This window comes from Snodgrassella alvi, from assembly GCF_002777745.1.
GTDB lineage: Bacteria > Pseudomonadota > Gammaproteobacteria > Burkholderiales > Neisseriaceae > Snodgrassella > Snodgrassella alvi_D.
Genome location: NZ_MEIO01000003.1, coordinates 1 through 20,096 on the forward strand (window position 1 = coordinate 1; position 20,096 = coordinate 20,096).

Genomic DNA, 20,096 nt, shown 5'->3' on the forward strand with positions numbered 1-20,096 from the left:
TGTCTCCTCCTGAGACTCAGCGAAGTTGAAATGGTTGTGAAGATGCAATCTCCCCGCTGCTAGACGGAAAGACCCCGTGAACCTTTACTGTAGCTTTGCATTGGACTTTGAAGTCACTTGTGTAGGATAGGTGGGAGGCTAAGAAGCAGAAACGCTAGTATCTGTGGAGCCGTCCTTGAAATACCACCCTGGTGACTTTGAGGTTCTAACCCGGATCCATTATCTGGATCGGGGACCGTGCATGGTAGGCAGTTTGACTGGGGCGGTCTCCTCCCAAAGAGTAACGGAGGAGTTCGAAGGTTACCTAGGTCCGGTCGGAAATCGGACTGATAGTACAATGGCACAAGGTAGCTTAACTGCGAGACCGACAAGTCGAGCAGGTGCGAAAGCAGGACATAGTGATCCGGTGGTTCTGAATGGAAGGGCCATCGCTCAACGGATAAAAGGTACTCCGGGGATAACAGGCTGATTCCGCCCAAGAGTTCATATCGACGGCGGAGTTTGGCACCTCGATGTCGGCTCATCACATCCTGGGGCTGTAGTCGGTCCCAAGGGTATGGCTGTTCGCCATTTAAAGTGGTACGTGAGCTGGGTTTAAAACGTCGTGAGACAGTTTGGTCCCTATCTGCAGTGGGCGTTGGAAGTTTGACGGGGGCTGCTCCTAGTACGAGAGGACCGGAGTGGACGAACCTCTGGTGTACCGGTTGTGACGCCAGTCGCATCGCCGGGTAGCTAAGTTCGGAAGAGATAAACGCTGAAAGCATCTAAGCGTGAAACTCGCCTGAAGATGAGACTTCCCTAGGGATTAAATCCCTCTGAAGAGACGTTCGAGACCAGGACGTTGATAGGTCGGGTGTGGAAGAGTGGTAACACTTGCAGCTAACCGATACTAATTGCTCGTGAGGCTTGACTCTATCATTTGAAGGACTTCGTACATAAAGATATGTACAGAATGAATGATAAAGCTTACTGATGAATACACATCACCAAGATTAAGGCTTTCTGATTTGACAGTTTAATGTCTGGCGGCCATAGCGGGTTGGTCCCACGCCTTCCCATCCCGAACAGGACCGTGAAACGACCTAGCGCCGATGATAGTATGGATACCCATGTGAAAGTAGGACACCGCCAGACTCCCCATAAGAAGAACCCAGTTGAGAGATCAACTGGGTTTTTTGCTATGTGCGTGAGATAGCGTGAGAGGAGGGAGATGTAGTGAGGGAGCAGAACAGCAGCCATGTGACTGCTGTTTGTGCAGTTGATTACATTATAATAACAACAATTGATTATTTAACTGCCTTAAACCCCTGCTGTCGTAATGCTTCATACAGCACGATAGCTGCGGCATTGGAGAGGTTGAGAGAGCGGATATGCTCAGACTGAGGGATACGCAGGCAGTTACTGGAGCGTGCCTGAGCGAAGTCGGCAGGTAGGCCAGTGGTTTCGTGGCCGAATAAGAAGTAAATCTCTTGCGAGCTATTGCTGAAATCGAATTCGGTATAGTTGCGTGTACCATATGTTTCTATTAAATATACCTGTGCTTGGGCTTGGGCTTCTGTCATCTCTATAAAGGCCTCTAGACTATCGTGGTAGTGGATGTCTACATAAGGCCAGTAATCCAAACCTGCACGTTTGAGCATTTTATCATCAGTAGAAAAGCCCAGTGGATGAATAAGATGCAAGCTGGTATGAGTACCGGCACAGGTACGGGCGATGTTACCAGTATTGGCAGGGATTTGAGGCTGGTAGAGGGCTATATGAAGAGGCATTCTGTTAGCTTCTTTATGCAAAGGGCTTTCAAAGAACTTTGCTATAAATATGGTATGGGCAATTCAACTTTCTATAAATAGCGTGATAAATATGGTGGTATGGAAATCTCAGATATCAAACGCTTAAAGCAACTGGAAGCTGAAAATCGTAAGCTTATGCAGATGTTTGCTGAACTGAGTTTAAAATCTCACTCCAGCAGTAAAGTCTGGGCTGTGCAACTGCAATAAAATCATTCTATTACTATTGCCATGAGCTGCGCTATTGGTGGCTTAAACAGCTGTGATCAACCAAAGTTACTGGATGATTCGGTGATGATGTCGGTACTAAGTGCTATCACGGATAGGTATTTATGCTGGAACTTTCCTAAGTGTTTTAACAGTATCAGAAAGTTCGGCTATAAATGGAGTCATAGATGTGTGTATCGGGTGTATTGCCAATTACAGCTTAATCTAAGGGTAAAGCGTAAACAACGTATTCCTCCGCGAAGCCCAGAAAAACTATCAGTACTGAATAAGCTAGGTGAATGCTGATCAATGAATTTTATGAGTGACAGCAGTCGTAATCAACGCAAGTTTAGAACTTCAATGTCATTGATGACTTTAATCGTGATGCATTAGGCATTGATATTGCGGTCAGTTTGCCGGCTGGCAGGGTTATCCGTTATCTGGATAAACTGGTCGAATATCATGGTTATCTATTCAAAATACGAGTAGATAACGAACCAGAATTTACCGGAAAAACATTCATCGACTGGGCAAAGTCACATGGTATAACCATAGATTATATTCAAGCAGGTAGCCTATATCAAAATAGATATATTGAACGATTTAATCGCACCTATCGCACAGAGGTACTAGATGTATATCTATTTAATAATTTGGAACAGGCAAGAAAGGTAACCGAAGAATGTGGGAACCATTTATAACACAAAAAGACCTAATTTTGGTTTAATTATTTTTGCAGATTGATTCATTACTGACACTCCATTATTGGTTTAAAATATACTGAACATTAGATTAAATAAAGACTACTACATCCCTTTTTGTTTATACTTATTAGTACAATCACAAACGGTTACATTCATCGTTAGGTTATTTTGCTGCCAGTAGAATTTAACAAACAACCATCACTTAATTTTATTGTTTGAGTATGTGGTGCCATTCCAGTATAGGTAATAGTAGCAGACCAGTGACGATGGAGTAATTCATGTGTATTGATGGTATAAGAAATGTTTTCTTTTGCTTGGCATTATTTAGTTTTAGGAGTCTTTTTTGGTGTATTGCGGGCGCAATGCTAATAAATTGTTTAATAAATTAGTCTTGAATTGTTCTTTGTCGGGTTGGTAGTACATGGGGGTGCCAATGTTCACATCGATAAACAGAGGCAATGGGATACGGTTGCCTTTGGCCATGATTTTTTCTGTACCTTGTAACCACACTGGAATAATCGGAACAGTGGGCATAGCGGCACTTAAATACCATAAGCCCGATTTTAATGGCTGCATCTTACCGGGCTCGCCACGTGAACCTTCGGGAAAGAGAATCAGAATTTTATTTTTGCGTAAGGCTTCTTCGCAGCCTTGAAGGGGATTGCCTTGACCTGCATTCTGGCGGGTAACTGGGATGATGTTGAGTATGTTAAGTGCAAACCAAGCCATCCATTTGTTGCTGAGAAAGTAATCTGCTGCGGCCACAGGATGAATCTGACGTTGCTGTAAAGGTGAATAGAGGGACAGTAATGCGAAAACGTCCATATGACTGTTGTGGTTGGCAACGATGATTGCTGGACCTTGTTTGGGCAGATTATGGTGCTGGTGGATACGTAATCCTAGCCATAAACGCATCACTGGCCATACTATGCATAATGCAAATATTGATTTGAGTAATGATTTCAGCATGGTTTAGTAGTAGAAATAACGGATAAAGTGAAAAAACACGGGTGCGGTGAAAATGAGTGAATCCAGACGGTCGAGGATGCCTCCATGTCCGGGTAACAGTGTTCCGCTGTCTTTAATGCCGATATCCCGCTTAATTGCAGACATTACAATATCGCCACAGAAACCACTTATACTGATAATGAGGCCAGCCAGCAGGCTCATGCCCCAATGAAGCGGAGTAAGTAATGGTCCTAATAGTATGGCTGCAATGACGGTGCTGCCGATGCCGCCAAGTAAACCGGCCAGTGTTTTATTCGGGCTGACTTTAGGGGTAATTTTGATTTTGCCCAGAGATTTACCCCATAGATATTGGGTAATATCGTTGAACTCGGTTAAACCTACCAGAAACAGTACAAGCAGAGCGCCAGTTTGCTGATTATTGTTGGGCAATACCAATAGGCAGGCAACGTGGCTAAAGGTAAATACTGTGGTCATCAAACCCCACTGTAGTTGGGAAACGGTACGCAGAAAGTGTCTGGTATCTCCGGTAATTACCATGCGTGCTGGTAGAAACAGAAACATGTATACCGGAATGAATATGATAAACAGTCCATACCAGTTGATTCCGATTAAGCAGTAATTAACTGGTATGGTGATAAACATCCATAAAATAGGCATTCTGTCGGTATGGCGGGCGGGTACCAGTGTTAAATACTCTTTTAAGGCCATGAAGCTGACCAGTGCAAAAAAGCTTAATCCGAGCCAGTGCGGGCTAATCAGTGCCAGGGAAAACAGGATTATGATAATCCACCATGTACGAATGCGCAGTGTCAGCTCGCGCCAGTTTTTTTCTGGTTTCAGACACACTAACAATCCATTGATGATTGTTGCTAGCAATAATAGGCTGAAGATAGCCAGTAATGACTTTTGCAGAAGCATGTTCAGCATTCTCCGGTTAGGGCGCTACGGCAGCGGTTAATGCAAGTCCATGCCAGTAATATGATGGCCGCACACCACAGCAGGTTATTCCAAGCTGTTAGTTCTGGCCAGATGGTCAGGAATAAGGACCAAGTACCGAAAATCAGGGCACGATCACTTTTACCCATTGGGCCGGCATAGCTGCGAACGCCATTAATAGTTTGGGCAAGAATTCCGCAAAATTCGGTTAGTACGGCGCAGAACAGCATAATCAGTACTATAGTAGTATTGCTATTTGGTAATGAGATAAATGGCAGGTACAAGGCGATATCGGATAATACATCGCCAAGCTCATTTAGAACGGCACCAAGCCTGCTTTGCTGGCTACATTCGCGTGCCAGCATACCATCCAGTGCATTGAGTGCCATACGGATAAATAGGGTAATCGGCAGTAGCCAAAAGAGCCTAGGATGAGGAAAAATGATTAGTATGCTGCCAATAATGGTTGAAAGACCTATGGCGGCAAGGGTGATGTGGTTGGCGGTTACCCCTTTTCTGTACAGCCAGAACATCAGTGGACGTAGTAATTTTTGAAAAGCAGGTTTGATACTGTAAAGAGTCATGCTTATGTAAATACACTTTGTAATTTTTATATTATAAATGTATTTAATATTAATTGTTTGTTATTTTAAATAAACTTGTTCACTATTTATTGGTTTGTCTGATTGTGCTGCAACACAGGGGGTAGTTAATTTGAATTATTTTGAACTGGGTATTTGTTTTTATTAGTTGTGTGTCTGGTGGTTGAGTTGCTGGTAGGGTGTGTGGTTTTGTTGTTATATATAAATTGCCGATAATATGGAATAATATTACCGGCAATTTTAAGATATGTTTTGACAATTCTGTGTTTTACTCACTTTGCGGCATTACCCACATCTGATTCTGGTTGTATTTCTGCATAAATTGTTTGAATTCAGGTGACTGATAGGCTGTTTTAAGGTCTTTTGCCCATTGTGTATCTTTGTTTTTCTCATTGATGGTAACTACCATTTCCATTTCTGGAATCACTTTTTCGCGCAGTACGGCTTTTTTCGGATCCAACTTTGACTGATAGGCAATGCCACCTGAGGCAAAACCAAAATCTACTTCATTAAGTGCGCGCGGAATCATTACGGAATCAATCTCTTTGATTTTCAGATGTCTGGGGTTGATGGCAATATCTTTGGTAGTAGCCAGTATTGGATTGGTATTGGGTTTCAGCTGGATTAATTGGTTATCGGTGAGGATCCGCAGCGCTCGAGAGGTGTTAGCAGGGTCGCTAGGAATCAGTACGCTGGCGCCATTGGGAGCCTGTTGGATGGAGGCGTATTTATCAGAATAAATCGCGGCTGGAATGGTGGGAATATGTACCAGCGGATACAGATGTGTGTCTTTTTCACGGTTAAAAACGTTAAGGTAGGCGGTGTGTTGGTCCAGATTAAAATCTACCTGTCCATTATTAACTGATTGATTATTCACTTCTAGCGTGGAAAAATTCAGGGTTTTGATTGTATAGCCCTGTTTTTCCAGAATGGGTTTGATGCCTTGTGCAAAGACAGTGCTGTAGGGCATGGCAGAAGCACCAAAAATCAGTTCTTTTTTGGTGGTTGGGGTAGTAGGTGTGTCGTCCTGATGGGTTTTGGAACAGGCAATCAGGCTTGCTGCCACGAAACAGGATAAAGCAAGGTAGATAATTTTGTTCATAATGCGCCTGCTGAAATTTAATATGGAATTTCAGTATATAATTGGAATTGTTCTGTAAATATACTGATTTTAAATAACTTTACTACTAAATAGTCTAATGTTTATGCCATTTTCTTCTACTTGAATAGTTATGCTCACTGATTTAGAAAAAAACGCTATACGCGAACATTACCAAAATATTGCTAAAAGCCTGCCTAATTTCCGGCCGCGTTCAGCACAGCGGGAAATGATTGCAGCTATTGCCAATGCATTTTCGCGCACTCAGCAACAGCCGGCTGGTGAGGATGTACCTGAGCGCAATGGCGAGTCGATTGTGGTGGTAGAAGGTCCTACGGGGGTGGGCAAAAGTCTGGCGTATTTACTGGCCGGTGGGATTATGGCGCAGACACGTGGCAAAATTCTGGTGGTCAGCAGTGCTACGGTGGCGTTACAGGAGCAGCTGGTGGGACGGGATTTGCCGTTTGTTGTGCGGCACAGTGGGCTGAGTCTTAGTTTTGCTCTGGCAAAAGGGCGTGGGCGTTATTTGTGTCCGTATAAGCTGTATCAATTAACACAATTAAACGCGCAGGATAGTTTGCAGGGGTTTGAGCCTCAGCAGGGAGTATGGGACAGTAAGCCGAAAACGGAAGAATTGGCTGTATTACGCAAAATGGCTGATCAGTTTGCAGCGCGTACTTTTAATGGTGACCGTGACACTTGGCCGGAACAGATGGATGACAGCCTGTGGCAGAAGGTGACTAATGACCGTCATGGCTGTCTGAAAGCCGGCTGCCCCAACCGGCCGGAATGTCCGTTTTTTCTGGCGCGAGAAACGCTGGAAACTGTGAATGTGGTTGTTGCTAATCATGATTTGCTGCTGGCTGATATTGGCATGGGTGGTGGTGTGATTCTGCCGTCACCAGCCAATAGTTTTTATTGTATTGATGAGGCACATCATTTATCGCACAAGGCTTTGCAGCAGTTTGCTGCTGAACATAGTTTGAATCAGGCATTATGGTTTTTAGACCGGATTGGTAATGTTGTCGATAAGGTGGCTGGTGTGCTGGATAAGAGTGAGCTGGCTGTACTGGCTACTGAGGCGGCATCTGGGTTGCAGGAAAGTTTACAGGAGTGGCTGATTCATCTGGCTGATGAGCCTAGTTTAGCTTCGCAGGATGGCAGCGAAGAAAGTAGCTGGCTGTGGCCAGATGGTGCAATTCCATCTAGTTTATGTGTACTGGTAAATAATACTGCTATAGCAGCACGTATGCTACTCAAGCATATAAATAGTATGAATGAGGCACTGTCGGCCGCACGGCGCGACAAGAATCAGGACAGCAGTTTGCTCGACCGGCTAAGTGGTGATTTGGGCATGTTGCTGGCGCGTATAGAACAGGTGGTGGATGTATGGGATTTAATCTCTACTGAAATGGTAGATGGTGAAGCACCGCTGGCTAAGTGGATTACGCGAACTTTCAAAGATAAAGGGGATTATAGTTTTAATGCTTCGCCTATTACGAGTGCCAGTAAACTGGCCAGTGGCTTATGGCGGCGTGCTGCTGGTGCTTTGTTAACCTCGGCAACGCTGCGTTCACTGGGTACATTCGATTTACTGTTAAAGCAAACCGGTCTGAACTGGTTGCCGGATACTACTATGCTGGCGCTGGATAGTCCGTTTGATTTTACCGAGCAAGGGGAGTTGTATATACCGGCGCTGGCCGCCAGCCCGAAAGATGCTGCTGCGCATACCAGTGAAATTGTCAAATGGTTGCCGAAGCTAATTAATGAAAGTGAAGCCATTGGTACGCTGGTGTTATTTTCTTCACGTCGGCAGATGCAGGAAGTGGCTCTGAAATTGCCAGATAGTCATTTACCGTTATTGCTGGTACAGGGGGAAGTGCCTAAACAGGTATTATTGCAGCAACATTATGAAGCTATTGCTGCTGGTAAACCCAGTATTATTTTTGGGCTGGACAGCTTTGCCGAGGGGCTGGATCTGCCCGGTGAAATGTGTGTACAGGTGATTATTGCCAAGCTGCCATTTGCTATGCCGGATAATCCGATTGAGAAAACCCGTAACGAGTGGATAGAGGCACGCGGTGGTAATCCTTTTATGGAAGTTACTGTGCCGGAAGCCAGTATCAAGCTGATTCAGGCGGTGGGGCGGTTGATTCGTACTGAAACTGATTACGGACGGGTAACTATTCTGGATAACCGGATTCTGACTGCGCGTTATGGTAAGCAGCTACTGGCATGTTTACCGCCATTCAAACGTATTGGTTAGGCATGATACTGGGGTGAAAAGTACAGCCAGTCTATCTTGTTGAGTACAGGGAGTTTGTCATATAAAACAAGCGTGGCAATTGACAATCGCTTGATTAATCTTTAATATTAGAAGCTTTCGTATATTTATCTGGATTAGTTCCTATGAAAACCTTTTCAGCTAAGCCGCATGAGGTGAAGCGTGATTGGTATGTGGTTGACGCTCAAGACAAAGTTCTTGGTCGTTTGGCTGCTGAAATCGCTCGCCGTCTGCGTGGCAAACATAAGCCAGAATACACGCCGCATGTTGATACTGGCGATTACATTATTGTAATCAACGCTGACAAACTGCGTGTGACTGGTCAGAAACAAACTGACAAAAAATACTATCGCCACTCAGGCTTTCCTGGTGGTATTTATGAGCGTACTTTTGCTGAAATGCAAAACCAGTTCCCAGGTCGTGCGCTGGAAAAAGCCGTTAAAGGTATGTTACCTAAAGGCCCGTTGGGCTATGCCATGATTAAAAAGCTGAAAGTATATGCTACAGCAGAACATGGCCATGCTGCTCAACAACCTAAAGTTTTGGATATCTAAGGACACGCAATGAACGGTAAATATTACTACGGCACGGGTCGCCGCAAAAGTTCAGTGGCTCGTGTTTTCCTGCAAAAAGGTAGCGGTCAGATTATTGTAAATGGCCGTCCGCTGGATGAATTCTTTGGTCGCGAAACCGGCCGTATGATTGTACGTCAGCCATTGGTACTGACCGAAAATCTGGAAGCTTTTGACATTAAAGTCAATGTAGTAGGTGGTGGTGAAACTGGCCAGTCTGGTGCGATTCGTCATGGTATTACCCGTGCACTGATTGACTACGATGCAGCTCTGAAGCCAACTCTGTCTGCTGCTGGTCTGGTGACTCGTGATGCTCGTGAAGTTGAACGTAAGAAATTTGGTTTGCGTAAAGCACGCCGTGCTAAACAGTTCTCTAAACGTTAATCTGTATTGCCACTACCAAAAACAGTTTATAAGTTTAAAAAGAGCCTTTATGGCTCTTTTTCTTTTGTGTTTTAGATAAGATTGTTATATCTACTGTAGATAGCAATGGGGCGGTATAGATAGAATATGGTACAGATTAATTTAAAAAATTCATGATATTCTAAGTAATATATTAATATTAATAATTTATTTATAGCAGAAGTCCGGTTTTGTATATTTTGTTAGAAATTCATAAATAGTAAAGTAAGGTACGTTAAATTCTTTAGCTACATCGGCTAGATAAATCTTTCTTATGGCATATGGATTTGACTTTTCCTGAGATATTATTGAATAGTCAAATTGGGCAGCATATGAGACTAACCATGCATCTGCTGCATCATAATCTGCAAAATCTGATATGGCCTTCTCCTTAAATTTCTGACTGTGAGCCCAATTGATGACTTCAATGTATTTGCTTGCCGCTTTATCATGATCCAGCCAGAATGATTCAGGTATATTGTTTGTTACCCAATTAACCAGTTCATCTTTATTATTGTTTTTTGTTAATTCATAAAATACAGATTTCACCGAATAAAGAATATTTCTTTCGTGGAGATCTAATATTAAATTCCAGAATTTTTCGCAAAAGCAAAATTGATAATGAAAGTTTTTTGCCTGAATAAAAACATTAGTGTCAATTAAGAACTTTACCATATTAGATTTTATCCTGCATTGTGCCATATAAATTCATTACTGTTGTCGGCTTCAAGTTAAGTAATTTAGCAGCATCAGTTATTAAAATATGCTGATTTAATGTTTGTGTTAGTATTATTTTAGTTAGGCGTTTACTGTTGCGTAGAGGATAACTGGCATAAGGGTTACCGCCTCTATCCTTACTTTGGTTTTTTAAGAGTTGTTTATCAATTTGTTTTCTTATGGTATTAATATAGTCATTGGGAATAAAATTTAAGTGCACTGCTTTTATTGCAATAGCAAGCGAGCTTACCTTAAAAAATTTACTTATTTCATTGATAATATCTAGTTTATCAGTAAAGATGTCTGCTTTTTTCTGCCATTCAGATTTGAACATATCATCGGGCATAAAAAAATGAGCAGCTACTTTATTGCAAAATGTCTCTAGTTTATTTTTACTAAACCAATCAGATACACCCTCCTGACCAATCCATAAGTGTGCGACTTCATGTAATAAGGTGAATAGTTGTGCACTTTTTTCGTCTTTGCTATTGATAAAAATAGCTGGAGCGTATTTATCTGTGATTGCAAATCCTCTGAATTCTTTAACACTCAAGGGTTTTTTTGTATTGTTTTTTACAATACTATTCTGAAAAATCAGAATGCCAATATTCTCAAATTTGCTTACCAACTCACTAAAATACGTATTTTTATGATTTATTTTACTTAATCCGGTATGGATATTATATCCGATAGACGCTGCTATATCTTTTGCTACATATTCAGCTGTTGATTTTTTGTAATCAAAACGACCCACAAAATCAAGCTTATCAAGTATATCTTCTTCTTTAAGAAAATTTTTATACCAGTCTATTTTATTATTTATATCTTCTAGTACTTCATAAAAATCATTGCTTAAGGGTTCAGCTACCAATGTATTTCTGAAATCTGGTAATGTTGGGCGTGTTATTACAGGCGGCTTATCCAGAAATAAAAATCCGAAGGGTATTTTAGCCAGTTTAGCAAGTTTTAAGGCCTGAGTTTTAGTTACTAAACCATTTAAAAAATTTTCAATTTTCTTTTCATCACTTACGAACTCCTGTGCGAGAGTACTAACATCTTTGGCTTGCATATCAGCAATCCATGTCAGTACTGGCTTAGAAATTTGAAATTCGATGCTCATAATATCTGTTCAGAACGTATCAGTTTATAGAATACTCTATTAAATAAAATGTTTAACTAAAAATTTTATAATATATAGAAAAATTCTACTAACTAATTATTTAAGAGCAGTACAGAATATAAAAAACAAAAATTTATGTCTTAGGAATATAAATTTAAAGTATTGATTAGACAAGATATTTAGTAAATTCTGCTAAATTTAATTTAAGAAAGTGTTGTAAAAAGTTTACTTAAGTTTAGATTGATTATTCACAGTACCTGCTTATGCTGAATTTAGAAAAATATAATACTCAATATATGGGTTATAATTAATTGGATTGCTGTAATTGTCTTATTAAGGTCATACTTTTATAAAAATAATTTTGATTATATTTGATTTTTTAAATCGAAAATTATTTATATGGATACTTTGTTAAGTTGGATTACAAGGATGAAGTCAAGTATTCAGAATAAATTAACATTTTGTTTATTAAAATAGAAAGTTGTTTTTATATCTTTGGGTAAATATTATGGTGCTGATAAACAGCTATTGTTATCTAGAGATCACTTGTTTTTATATTTAAATATCTTACTGGATGATTTGCTAATCTTTATACAGACTGAGCAAAAAGCGCATACAGTGTGATTTATTGAAAGCGTTTGCATTTGTGCAATTGTTATCAATTAATGGGTCTGGCTTTACGTGATTTGTAGCGGTTATAACCAAACAAATACTGGCTGGGAAAGCGTGCTACCCACTGTTCGACATTGTTATTGATAATCTGGGCATCATGTTCACGATTGCCGTTGAGTGAGCCTTCAAGTGGGGCAATGTGCAATGCAAAGCCACGCCCGTGAGGTAGTCGTTCGCCGCAAAAGAACAGGGCGGTTACTTTAGGCATGATGGCCAGACGAGAGGCCAGTGTCATGGTGTAGGCCGGTTGACCAAAAAAAGTTGCCCATACTCCTTCGCCTTCACCCGGTACCTGATCGGGTAAAATAATGGTGGCTTGTTTGTGTTTTAATGCACGTACGATTTGTTTGACGCCCTGCATATTGGCTGGTGCGGTATAGCCATTATCGCGGACGCGGCCGTTATTCATTACGCTTTCCAGCCAGCTTATTTTGGGCGGGCGATACATGGCGGTGAGGGGAAAGGGCAGTTTTTCACTCAGGTAACGGCCGGCAAGGTCGTAATTACCCAGATGCGGGGTAATAAGCAGCAGGCCTTCGTTGCGGGCGATGGCTTCTTCAATATGTTCCCAGCCGTTCACTTCTTTAAACAAGGAGACAATATGTTTGCTGGAGCGGGTCCATGCAATGGACAGTTCCAACCCGCTTTTGGCTGTTTCGGCGAAAACGGATTTAACCAGTTTCTCTGCTTGTTGGTCGTTGGCGGCAAGTTTGCTAAAATGCAGATTTCTAGTTGTGCGTTTACGTTCATTGGTGGCGAAGTAATAGCCAAGACGCCCCAGTATTGAACCTATGCCTTGTAAGATTGGCAAGGGAATTAATGCCAACAAGGAAAATACGACATAAACCAGCTTTTGCATCTGTTCTGTATCTCAAACTCAAAATTTGGGCGACATTATAACAAAAGCATCTACAACTGCCCATAAAGCATTATTAGCATCAGAAAGTATCCGCCAATTATGAGTGAATTTCTGTTTACTTCCGAATCGGTATCTGAGGGTCATCCAGATAAAGTTGCCGACCAGATTTCCGATTCTATTTTAGACGCTATCCTGACTCAGGACCCTGCCGCACGCGTGGCGGCTGAAACTCTAGTCAACACCGGCTTGTGTGTGCTGGCCGGTGAGGTTTCTACACGTGCGCATATTAATTATATTCAGGTTGCACGCGATACAATCAAGCGTATCGGTTATAACTCATCGGAGCTGGGCTTTGATGCCAGCGGCTGTGCGGTAATGGTGTGTTATGACGAGCAGTCTCCTGATATTGCACAGGGTGTCAATGAAGGGGAAGGTCTTGACCTGGATATGGGGGCTGGTGATCAGGGGCTGATGTTTGGTTATGCCTGTGATGAAACACCTACGCTGATGCCATTTGCCATTTATTATGCACATCGTTTGATGCAGCGCCAGAGTGAGGTACGTAAAAGTGGTGAGTTGCCATGGTTGCGCCCGGATGCGAAGGCGCAGCTAACTTGTGTATATGACAGTGAAACTGGTAAGGTAAAGCGCATTGATACGGTAGTGCTGTCTACGCAGCATGATCCTAATGTTGAGCGTGAGGAACTGATTGATGCGGTGAAGGAATATATTATTAAGCCGGTATTGCCTGCTGATATGTTAACTGAGGATACGCAGTATTTGATTAATCCGACCGGCCGGTTTGTGATTGGCGGACCGCAGGGCGACTGTGGTCTGACTGGTCGCAAGATTATTGTGGATACTTACGGCGGTGCAGCACCGCATGGTGGGGGTGCGTTTTCTGGTAAAGACCCTACCAAGGTTGACCGTTCTGCTGCTTATGCCTGCCGTTATGTGGCGAAGAATATTGTTGCTGCCGGTTTGGCCAGCCAGTGTCAGATTCAGATTTCTTATGCTATCGGTATTGCACAGCCTACTTCTATTGCGATTGATACTTTCGGTACCGGTAAAATTGATGAAAATCGATTGATTGAGATTGTGCAGGAGCATTTTGATTTGCGTCCGAAAGGAATTATTAAAATGCTGGATTTGCAGCGGCCGATTTATGCGAAAACGGCTGCATATGGCCATTTTGGGCGTGAAGAACCAGAATTTACGTGGGAGCGTACGGATAAGGCGCAACTTTTGCGTGAGGCTGCGGGAATTTGATGCTGTATATATGAAAACAGGCTGCCTTTTCAGGCAGCCTGTTTTTTTCTGGTTGTTGTGTGTGCTTGTGTATGCAGTTTTGGTTGTTACAGGAATTGGTCAGAATATGTGTATGCTTCGAGTATGTTGTTTGTATATTTTCTTTGTGGAATAAGCTAAATTTGTTGTTGGTGTTGTTTTTGATGTATTTGCTAAGAAAATTGCAGTTTTGTATAGGGGGGAAGGTGCAATTTTGTTTAATGCTGGTGTGAAAGGTTGTTGAGATAGGTGGGATAAAACAGGTATCTGGTTAATACGGCGTAAAAATCTTCAAAATAGCTAAATATTTAATCTGTTATTAAATATAATTATACTCTTTACACATAAGGATGATTCTGGATTCTTATCTTATGATTTGTATAGAAATATAATTATCAGTATGGAATTTATGGCTGTTTATTAATAGGTTCGGCCGGTTAAATTTCTATGGTTGATTCTGGCAACTGCTTTGTCTTAAGAAGGCTCCGGCTGTTTTATTTCTATAATGTCAGATGATGTCTTGCGGCAGTTGATGGTTCTGTCTGGGGCAGTCTGATTTCTGGTATTGCATATAGCAGGTTATGTCTGCGAGCTGGAAAAGAACATCGGCATATGATGTTTGTGGTGAGTTGATTGGTGGGGATGCAGGAGAAATTTCCAATAAATCTGATAATGTGGTTACTATTTTGGGGTTGGGATATTTCCAGCAGAACTATAAGCTGCATTTATAATAAGAGGTATGGTTATTATAATATTTATTTTTTGAATTCTGAGGTGTTCTAACATGGTTTTCTCTCTTTCTGCTACCGAACTGGAAGCTACTTTAGGGGTGCTGGCCGTGAAAATGCCAAGCATGAATGTTCAGTTGGTGATGCTCAGCCGGTTAGTCCGTCTGGTGAATACGACTATCCAAAGTGAGCTGAATGAACGTTTGCGTAAGCACCATTTGTCGGAAAGTCTGTGGCATGCGTTGCTGGCGATTTATGCGCGGCCAAATCATGAGATTTTGCCATCAGAACTGAGCAGTATTCTGAATCTAACCCGTACCAGTGCAACTCGTTTGTCTGATGTTTTGGTACTCAATGGCTGGGCAACGCGCACTACTCATCCTTTTGATCGGCGTAAAATTACGCTGAAGTTAACCAAAGCTGGTGAAAATCTGATTCAGCTGGTTAGTCCGGAAACCAATGAGGTACGCCGGCGGGTATGGTCAGCCCTGAGTGAACCGGAATATGAACAATTGCAACAGTTGTTAACCAAGTTGTTAACTGCTGTTTAACTTTTTGCTGAGATCTGCATGAAACTAACTGTATCCGCGCCGCGATTCCGATTTTGTCAGTTATCCCTTGTTAGTTCGGTTGCTTTGCTGTTGTCTGCCTGTGCTAATTTTGGCCAGCAGCCAGATTTGCAAATGCCACAGGATGCAACCCAGTTGCAATTACCTGCTGGACAGTCTGTCCAGACTAAGCAGAGCTGGTGGCTGGATCTGAATCAGCCGCTATTGAATAAGTTTATGGATACAGGCCTGGCCAACGCACCGGATTTGCGTATTGCTGCCGCACGTATTGCGGAGGCGGAGGCACAATGGCGTGGTGCCAGAGGTGAAGCGGGTATACAGGTAGGTGTACAGGCAAATGGAGTAGCCGCATATCTGAATCCGAAACCGGACTCTAGTCGAGCTGGTGATGACCCGAATCATGTTTTCAGTAATGAAATGGCTGCTGTGGCCGTTAATTATAGTTTTGATTTCTGGGGTAAGCAGCGTAATTTGATTAAGGCTGCGTTAGGTTCGCGTCTTGCTGCTGCCTATCAGCAGGAGCAGGCACGGCTGGTGCTAAGTCAAGGTATTGTGGCGCAATATACGCAATGGCAGTTGTTGCAGGAACAGGCGAATATTTTGCAACAGCGTATCGGGGTGAATCAGCAGTTGCAAAAGCTGGTTGCAAACCGGATTGGTGCTGGTCTGCAACCAGCCAGTGATGAGTATGCTTTTACGCAAAAAGTACTGAGTTTGCAAAGTGCTTTGCGCCAGACGCAGGCGGATATAGAACGAGCGCGCCACAGTATGGCTGCGTTGATTGGTTTATCGCCAAACCAGATGCCAGCAATGACTCCATTGCCGCTGGGTAAGGTACCAGAAGTGGAGGTTGATGGCCTGCGTGCGGATATTCTGGGACAGCGGCCGGATATTGCCGCCCAACGGGCTTTATTACAGTCGAATTATTTTGGTATTAAGGTGGCAGAGGCGGCATTTTATCCTAATATTGAAATTAAAGGTCTGGCCGGTCTGGCGCACGTGGATGCGTTTGATCTGGTGCATTCTTCTTCACGGATGCTGGGTATTGTGCCAGCCATTTCTCTGCCTATCTTTACTTCAGGTAGTTTGCAGGCAGCATTGTCGGGTAAACGTTCTGCCTATAATGAACAGGTAGCCCAATACGATAAAACGGTACTAACTGCCTTGCAGCAGGCAGCGGATGCTATTAGTGATTATCAGCACAGTACGGCGGCTCTGCCATTACAGCAGCAGGCCTTTCTGATATCACAGAGGAATGCGATATCCAGCAGCAAACGCCATGCAGCGGGGCTAGACAATGCTATTACTAAACTGCAACGCGAAGATACTGCTTTGAGTGTACGTGCTGATTTGGTTAAAACTGCTGCTTGGCAACAACAGAGTTGGAATAGTCTGCATGCTGCTTTGGGAGGTAGTTTTCAGCTTTCAGATACTCAGGCTACTCGTTAATTTACTGTTATTTTTCTATTTTATTGAGCTATTTACGTATGAGTGAACAAAAGCAAACTAACGAGGCGGTAATAACCTCACAACCAGTGGTTCAGCCGCAGTCTGAACGTGTACCGGCTGGCCGCAAGCGCAAGCTGGTGATGCTGACTGTAGTATTTCTGCTGATTGGGCTGTGCTTTCTGCTGATGTATCTGCTGGTTTGGCAGCATAAAGAATCTACCGACGATGCTTATGTGAATGGTCATCTGGTGCAGATTACACCGCAGATTACTGGTACGGTGCAAAAGGTGAATGTGGATGATACGCAAACTGTTAAGGCTGGGCAGGTGCTGGTTGAATTGGATAACAGTGATATGCAGCTGGCGTTTGAACGGGCACACGATGAGCTGATTAATGCGATTCGTCAGAATCAGCAACAAACTGCTCAGTCGCATCAGGCTAGTGCACAGGTGGCAGCGCAACAAGCTCAGCTAAAACGTCTACAGGCAGATTTGCAGCGTCGTCAAAGCCTGGCTGGCACGGATGCCATTTCTGCTGAAGAGCTAAGCCATGCACGTGATGCGGTGCTGGAAGCTCAGGCAAATCTGAAAGCTATGCAAGGGCAGGAAAATGCGGCAAAAGCGGTGTTAGGTCATAATGTTCCGCTGCGCCAACAGCCAGCAGTGATGACTGCGGTGAGCCATCTGAAAAGTGCATGGCTGGATTTGCAGCGTACCCAAATCAAGGCACCAGTAGATGGACAGGTTGCCAAACGCAATGTTCAGCTAGGCCAGAAAGTGGCTACTGGTGCGGCATTGATGGCGGTAGTACCTCTGAATAATGTATGGGTGGATGCTAACTTTAAGGAAAGCCAGTTGGCTAAAATCCGTATCGGGCAGCCGGTAGAAATCAAAGCGGATGTGTATGGTAGTAAAGTAATCTATCACGGTAAGGTAATCGGTTTGTCTGCCGGTACTGGTGCTGCGTTTTCTCTTTTACCGGCACAGAATGCAACCGGTAACTGGATTAAGGTGGTGCAACGTGTGCCGGTGCGTATTGCTTTGGATCCGAAGGAATTGGCTGCGCATCCGTTGCGGGTAGGATTATCAATGGATGTTGAGGTAAATACGCGTAATCAGAATGGTCAGGATTTAACCGCGGTAAATGCGATTTCCTCTAATGGTAATATGGCTGCGATTGACTGGACACCAATCAATAATATGATTGAGCAGATTTTTGCCCAGTATGCTCCCTGATTCTGTTAATGCCGAATCGTAATCTGGGTACTGCTGGTCTGGGCATTATGACCTTGCTACCAGCAGACTTTACTCAGGTAATGATTTGGCTTGAATTTATTGTAATTTCAGAAGCATCGTCTTTGTGAATCGCATTGTCTGTACCTGTGGGCATAGATTTGCGGATGTGCTGCAAAATGAAGAACGTTTCTGCAATAAGGCTGCTTGAATGACGCATTCTCCTTTAAAAGGTCCGGCACTTGCTCTGGTTACGGTGGCACTGTCACTGGCCGTTTTTATGCAGGTGCTGGATTCCACCATTGCCAATGTGGCATTGCCAACTATTACTGGTAATCTGGGTGCAGCCAATAGTCAGGGCACGTGGGTGATTACTGCGTTTGCTGTAGCGAATGCTATTTCAGTACCGCTTACTGGTTGGCTGGCGCGCCGCTTTGGTGAAGTGAAAGTTTTTGTTGCGGCAACACTGTCGTTTGTATTGGCCTCGTTTTTATGTGGTATTGCACCTAGTTTGGCATTATTGGTGTTTTTCCGAGTGTTGCAGGGTGCTGTAGCCGGGCCTATGATTCCGCTGTCGCAAAGTTTGTTGATGGCTGCCTATCCGCCGGAAAAACGACCGATGGCATTAGCCATGTGGTCGATGGTAATTATTGTGGCGCCGATTTTCGGGCCGATTCTAGGCGGTATCATTAGTGATAACTGGCATTGGGGCTGGATTTTCTTTATCAATGTGCCAATTGGTTTGCTTGCTGCAGGTATTTCATGGCATATGCTGAAAAAACGTGAAACTGAAACTGTACAGCAGCCAATCGACCGTATGGGTTTATCGCTGATGGTAGTAGGTGTAGGCGCCTTGCAGATGATGCTTGACCGCGGTCATGAGCTGGACTGGTTTTCGTCCAATGAAATTATTATCTTGGCTGTTGTTGCTGTGGTGTGTCTGAGCTACTTTGTCATTTGGGAATGGTATGCCAAATATCCGATTGTAAACTTGCGCCTGTTTAAAGACCGTAATTTTACTGTAGGGGTAATTACTCTTAGTACGGCCTATATGACTTATATGGGTGCGATTGTGCTGCTGCCGATGTTGTTACAGATGCAGCTTGGCTATACTGCTACTTGGGCAGGACTGGCAACGGCACCTATTGGTATTTTTCCTGTATTGCTGTCACCACTGATTGGTAGATTCGGTAACCGGCTGGATATGCGTGTGCTGGTAACCATCAGTTTTACTGTGTACGCTATTTGTTTTTTCTGGCGTACTAATTTTAATGGCGGCATGAGTTTTATGGATGTATTCTGGCCGCAGTTTGTGCAGGGAATTGGTATGGCAATGTTCTTTATGCCGTTGACTCAGATTACTTTATCTAATATGTCTGGGGCGCAGATTGCCAGTGCTTCCAGTATTTCCAATTTTGTGCGGATTCTGGCCGGTGGTATTGGTACTTCCATGGTAAATGTATTATGGGATAAACGTGAGGCTTTGCATCATACGCAATTGGTAGAAAACATTCATCCTTATAACAGCGCTATGAATGAGTCGATTCAGGGTATGAATCAGCTTGGTTTAAGTGGCGTGCAGCCTTTGGGGTCGATTGAGCAGACCATTGGTCAGCAGGCACATATTATGGGCGCTAATGATTTGTTCTGGCTGTATGGCTTAACTTTCTTAATTCTGATTGCGTTGGTATGGTTTGCTAAACCACCGTTTGGTAGTGGCGGTGGCGGCGGAGCACATTAGTCTGCCGGTATTGGCTAAAACGGCCTGTGCATGCTGTACAGGCCGTTTTATTTTCTGTTCTTTTTGTATACAACAGTATGCCATTATGTTGCTATATGAATGGTTATATACAACTGTGAATGTAAAGTGGCGGCAGCTTGTGTACAATAGATAGCGTTCA

The 20,096-nt window shown here is 43.2% G+C and carries 19 protein-coding genes and 2 rRNA genes; 13 read left to right on the top strand and 8 right to left on the bottom strand.

Translation table 11 applies throughout. From position 1 onward, the window contains the following. Together BHC51_RS00680 and rrf are read left to right on the top strand one after the other, a co-directional pair. Window positions 1-914, top strand: a 23S ribosomal RNA gene (locus BHC51_RS00680); the annotation flags it as partial. Between the two features lie 107 nt (window positions 915-1,021). Beyond that, window positions 1,022-1,134: ribosomal RNA gene (rrf, locus tag BHC51_RS00685) — 5S ribosomal RNA — on the top strand. A gap of 152 nt (window positions 1,135-1,286) precedes the next feature. Here rrf and trmL read toward each other — a convergent pair. Then, window positions 1,287-1,769: a tRNA (uridine(34)/cytosine(34)/5-carboxymethylaminomethyluridine(34)-2'-O)-methyltransferase TrmL gene (gene trmL / locus BHC51_RS00690; RefSeq protein ID WP_100153090.1), complete on the bottom strand. Its 483-nt coding sequence runs from the start codon at window positions 1,767-1,769 to the stop codon at window positions 1,287-1,289. Between the two features lie 99 nt (window positions 1,770-1,868). Between trmL and BHC51_RS12980 the strand changes: the two genes are divergently transcribed. From BHC51_RS12980 to BHC51_RS00695, 3 genes are read left to right on the top strand one after another with little or no spacing between them, the layout of a single operon-like run. Further along, window positions 1,869-1,997 carry a hypothetical protein gene (locus tag BHC51_RS12980; protein WP_257384748.1) on the top strand — a complete coding sequence of 43 codons (129 nt, stop codon included), beginning with the start codon at window positions 1,869-1,871 and terminating at the stop codon, window positions 1,995-1,997. A gap of 21 nt (window positions 1,998-2,018) precedes the next feature. Beyond that, entirely contained in the window at window positions 2,019-2,300 is a 282-nt protein-coding gene (locus BHC51_RS12350; RefSeq protein WP_143558696.1) for a transposase, read from the top strand. A gap of 59 nt (window positions 2,301-2,359) precedes the next feature. Continuing rightward, complete coding sequence (locus tag BHC51_RS00695; RefSeq protein WP_100153091.1) at window positions 2,360-2,695, top strand: integrase core domain-containing protein; 336 nt, start codon at window positions 2,360-2,362, stop codon at window positions 2,693-2,695. 333 nt (window positions 2,696-3,028) lie between these two features. Here BHC51_RS00695 and BHC51_RS00700 read toward each other — a convergent pair whose 3' ends face one another. The 4 genes from BHC51_RS00700 to BHC51_RS00715 all read right to left on the bottom strand — a co-directional run bounded on the left by BHC51_RS00700 (window position 3,029) and on the right by BHC51_RS00715 (window position 6,307). Then, window positions 3,029-3,613 (bottom strand): lysophospholipid acyltransferase family protein, encoded by a 585-nt coding sequence (locus BHC51_RS00700; RefSeq protein WP_218966353.1) that lies wholly within the window; start codon window positions 3,611-3,613, stop codon window positions 3,029-3,031. A gap of 57 nt (window positions 3,614-3,670) precedes the next feature. Beyond that, a complete protein-coding gene (locus tag BHC51_RS00705) occupies window positions 3,671-4,585 on the bottom strand; it encodes a phosphatidate cytidylyltransferase (protein ID WP_100153092.1) in 915 nt (304 codons plus the stop codon). Between the two features lie 2 nt (window positions 4,586-4,587). Continuing rightward, the gene (locus tag BHC51_RS00710) at window positions 4,588-5,187 is read right to left on the bottom strand and encodes a CDP-alcohol phosphatidyltransferase family protein (RefSeq protein ID WP_100153093.1); all 600 of its coding nucleotides are present in this window, start codon (window positions 5,185-5,187) and stop codon (window positions 4,588-4,590) included. 286 nt (window positions 5,188-5,473) lie between these two features. Next, window positions 5,474-6,307 carry a MetQ/NlpA family ABC transporter substrate-binding protein gene (locus tag BHC51_RS00715; RefSeq protein ID WP_100099781.1) on the bottom strand — a complete coding sequence of 278 codons (834 nt, stop codon included), beginning with the start codon at window positions 6,305-6,307 and terminating at the stop codon, window positions 5,474-5,476. 130 nt (window positions 6,308-6,437) lie between these two features. On the opposite strand from BHC51_RS00715, the gene dinG reads away from it, so the two are divergent. From dinG to rpsI, 3 genes are all read left to right on the top strand, one after another. Further along, the gene (gene dinG / locus BHC51_RS00720; protein ID WP_100153094.1) at window positions 6,438-8,570 is read left to right on the top strand and encodes an ATP-dependent DNA helicase DinG; all 2,133 of its coding nucleotides are present in this window, start codon (window positions 6,438-6,440) and stop codon (window positions 8,568-8,570) included. Between the two features lie 143 nt (window positions 8,571-8,713). Continuing rightward, the gene (rplM, locus tag BHC51_RS00725) at window positions 8,714-9,142 is read left to right on the top strand and encodes a 50S ribosomal protein L13 (protein WP_025329931.1); all 429 of its coding nucleotides are present in this window, start codon (window positions 8,714-8,716) and stop codon (window positions 9,140-9,142) included. 9 nt (window positions 9,143-9,151) lie between these two features. Further along, complete coding sequence (rpsI, locus tag BHC51_RS00730) at window positions 9,152-9,544, top strand: 30S ribosomal protein S9 (protein ID WP_025329932.1); 393 nt, start codon at window positions 9,152-9,154, stop codon at window positions 9,542-9,544. Window positions 9,545-9,730: 186 nt separating this feature from the next. On the opposite strand, the gene BHC51_RS00735 is transcribed toward rpsI, so the two are convergent. The 3 genes from BHC51_RS00735 to BHC51_RS00745 all read right to left on the bottom strand — a co-directional run bounded on the left by BHC51_RS00735 (window position 9,731) and on the right by BHC51_RS00745 (window position 12,930). Continuing rightward, entirely contained in the window at window positions 9,731-10,237 is a 507-nt protein-coding gene (locus BHC51_RS00735; RefSeq protein ID WP_180296386.1) for a DUF4411 family protein, read from the bottom strand. A 1-nt stretch (window position 10,238) separates the two neighbouring features. Next, window positions 10,239-11,399 (bottom strand): ImmA/IrrE family metallo-endopeptidase, encoded by a 1,161-nt coding sequence (locus tag BHC51_RS00740; RefSeq protein ID WP_100153096.1) that lies wholly within the window; start codon window positions 11,397-11,399, stop codon window positions 10,239-10,241. A 658-nt stretch (window positions 11,400-12,057) separates the two neighbouring features. Beyond that, window positions 12,058-12,930 carry a lysophospholipid acyltransferase family protein gene (locus tag BHC51_RS00745; RefSeq protein ID WP_100153097.1) on the bottom strand — a complete coding sequence of 291 codons (873 nt, stop codon included), beginning with the start codon at window positions 12,928-12,930 and terminating at the stop codon, window positions 12,058-12,060. 99 nt (window positions 12,931-13,029) lie between these two features. Here BHC51_RS00745 and metK point away from each other — a divergent pair, with 99 nt between their 5' ends. The 5 genes from metK to BHC51_RS00770 all read left to right on the top strand — a co-directional run bounded on the left by metK (window position 13,030) and on the right by BHC51_RS00770 (window position 19,936). After that, complete coding sequence (gene metK / locus BHC51_RS00750; RefSeq protein ID WP_100123447.1) at window positions 13,030-14,199, top strand: methionine adenosyltransferase; 1,170 nt, start codon at window positions 13,030-13,032, stop codon at window positions 14,197-14,199. A gap of 802 nt (window positions 14,200-15,001) precedes the next feature. Then, window positions 15,002-15,496 (top strand): MarR family transcriptional regulator, encoded by a 495-nt coding sequence (locus BHC51_RS00755; protein ID WP_100099774.1) that lies wholly within the window; start codon window positions 15,002-15,004, stop codon window positions 15,494-15,496. Window positions 15,497-15,514: 18 nt separating this feature from the next. After that, entirely contained in the window at window positions 15,515-16,963 is a 1,449-nt protein-coding gene (locus BHC51_RS00760; RefSeq protein WP_100153098.1) for an efflux transporter outer membrane subunit, read from the top strand. Window positions 16,964-17,001: 38 nt separating this feature from the next. Beyond that, window positions 17,002-18,198 (top strand): efflux RND transporter periplasmic adaptor subunit, encoded by a 1,197-nt coding sequence (locus BHC51_RS00765; protein ID WP_100099772.1) that lies wholly within the window; start codon window positions 17,002-17,004, stop codon window positions 18,196-18,198. Between the two features lie 208 nt (window positions 18,199-18,406). Continuing rightward, entirely contained in the window at window positions 18,407-19,936 is a 1,530-nt protein-coding gene (locus BHC51_RS00770) for a DHA2 family efflux MFS transporter permease subunit (protein ID WP_100099771.1), read from the top strand. Window positions 19,937-20,096: the final 160 nt, after the last annotated feature.

What these genes read in the sequence shown, in the direction of transcription:
- trmL (WP_100153090.1), bottom strand. Translation starts at nt 1,769, where the DNA reads ATGCCTCTTCATATAGCCCTCTACCAGCCTCAAATCCCTGCCAATACT.
- BHC51_RS12980 (WP_257384748.1), top strand. Translation starts at nt 1,869, where the DNA reads ATGGAAATCTCAGATATCAAACGCTTAAAGCAACTGGAAGCTGAAAAT.
- BHC51_RS12350 (WP_143558696.1), top strand. Translation starts at nt 2,019, where the DNA reads ATGAGCTGCGCTATTGGTGGCTTAAACAGCTGTGATCAACCAAAGTTA.
- BHC51_RS00700 (WP_218966353.1), bottom strand. Translation starts at nt 3,613, where the DNA reads ATGCGTTTATGGCTAGGATTACGTATCCACCAGCACCATAATCTGCCC.
- BHC51_RS00705 (WP_100153092.1), bottom strand. Translation starts at nt 4,585, where the DNA reads ATGCTTCTGCAAAAGTCATTACTGGCTATCTTCAGCCTATTATTGCTA.
- BHC51_RS00710 (WP_100153093.1), bottom strand. Translation starts at nt 5,187, where the DNA reads ATGACTCTTTACAGTATCAAACCTGCTTTTCAAAAATTACTACGTCCA.
- BHC51_RS00715 (WP_100099781.1), bottom strand. Translation starts at nt 6,307, where the DNA reads ATGAACAAAATTATCTACCTTGCTTTATCCTGTTTCGTGGCAGCAAGC.
- dinG (WP_100153094.1), top strand. Translation starts at nt 6,438, where the DNA reads ATGCTCACTGATTTAGAAAAAAACGCTATACGCGAACATTACCAAAAT.
- rplM (WP_025329931.1), top strand. Translation starts at nt 8,714, where the DNA reads ATGAAAACCTTTTCAGCTAAGCCGCATGAGGTGAAGCGTGATTGGTAT.
- rpsI (WP_025329932.1), top strand. Translation starts at nt 9,152, where the DNA reads ATGAACGGTAAATATTACTACGGCACGGGTCGCCGCAAAAGTTCAGTG.
- BHC51_RS00735 (WP_180296386.1), bottom strand. Translation starts at nt 10,237, where the DNA reads ATGGTAAAGTTCTTAATTGACACTAATGTTTTTATTCAGGCAAAAAAC.
- BHC51_RS00740 (WP_100153096.1), bottom strand. Translation starts at nt 11,399, where the DNA reads ATGAGCATCGAATTTCAAATTTCTAAGCCAGTACTGACATGGATTGCT.
- BHC51_RS00745 (WP_100153097.1), bottom strand. Translation starts at nt 12,930, where the DNA reads ATGCAAAAGCTGGTTTATGTCGTATTTTCCTTGTTGGCATTAATTCCC.
- metK (WP_100123447.1), top strand. Translation starts at nt 13,030, where the DNA reads ATGAGTGAATTTCTGTTTACTTCCGAATCGGTATCTGAGGGTCATCCA.
- BHC51_RS00755 (WP_100099774.1), top strand. Translation starts at nt 15,002, where the DNA reads ATGGTTTTCTCTCTTTCTGCTACCGAACTGGAAGCTACTTTAGGGGTG.
- BHC51_RS00760 (WP_100153098.1), top strand. Translation starts at nt 15,515, where the DNA reads ATGAAACTAACTGTATCCGCGCCGCGATTCCGATTTTGTCAGTTATCC.
- BHC51_RS00765 (WP_100099772.1), top strand. Translation starts at nt 17,002, where the DNA reads ATGAGTGAACAAAAGCAAACTAACGAGGCGGTAATAACCTCACAACCA.
- BHC51_RS00770 (WP_100099771.1), top strand. Translation starts at nt 18,407, where the DNA reads ATGACGCATTCTCCTTTAAAAGGTCCGGCACTTGCTCTGGTTACGGTG.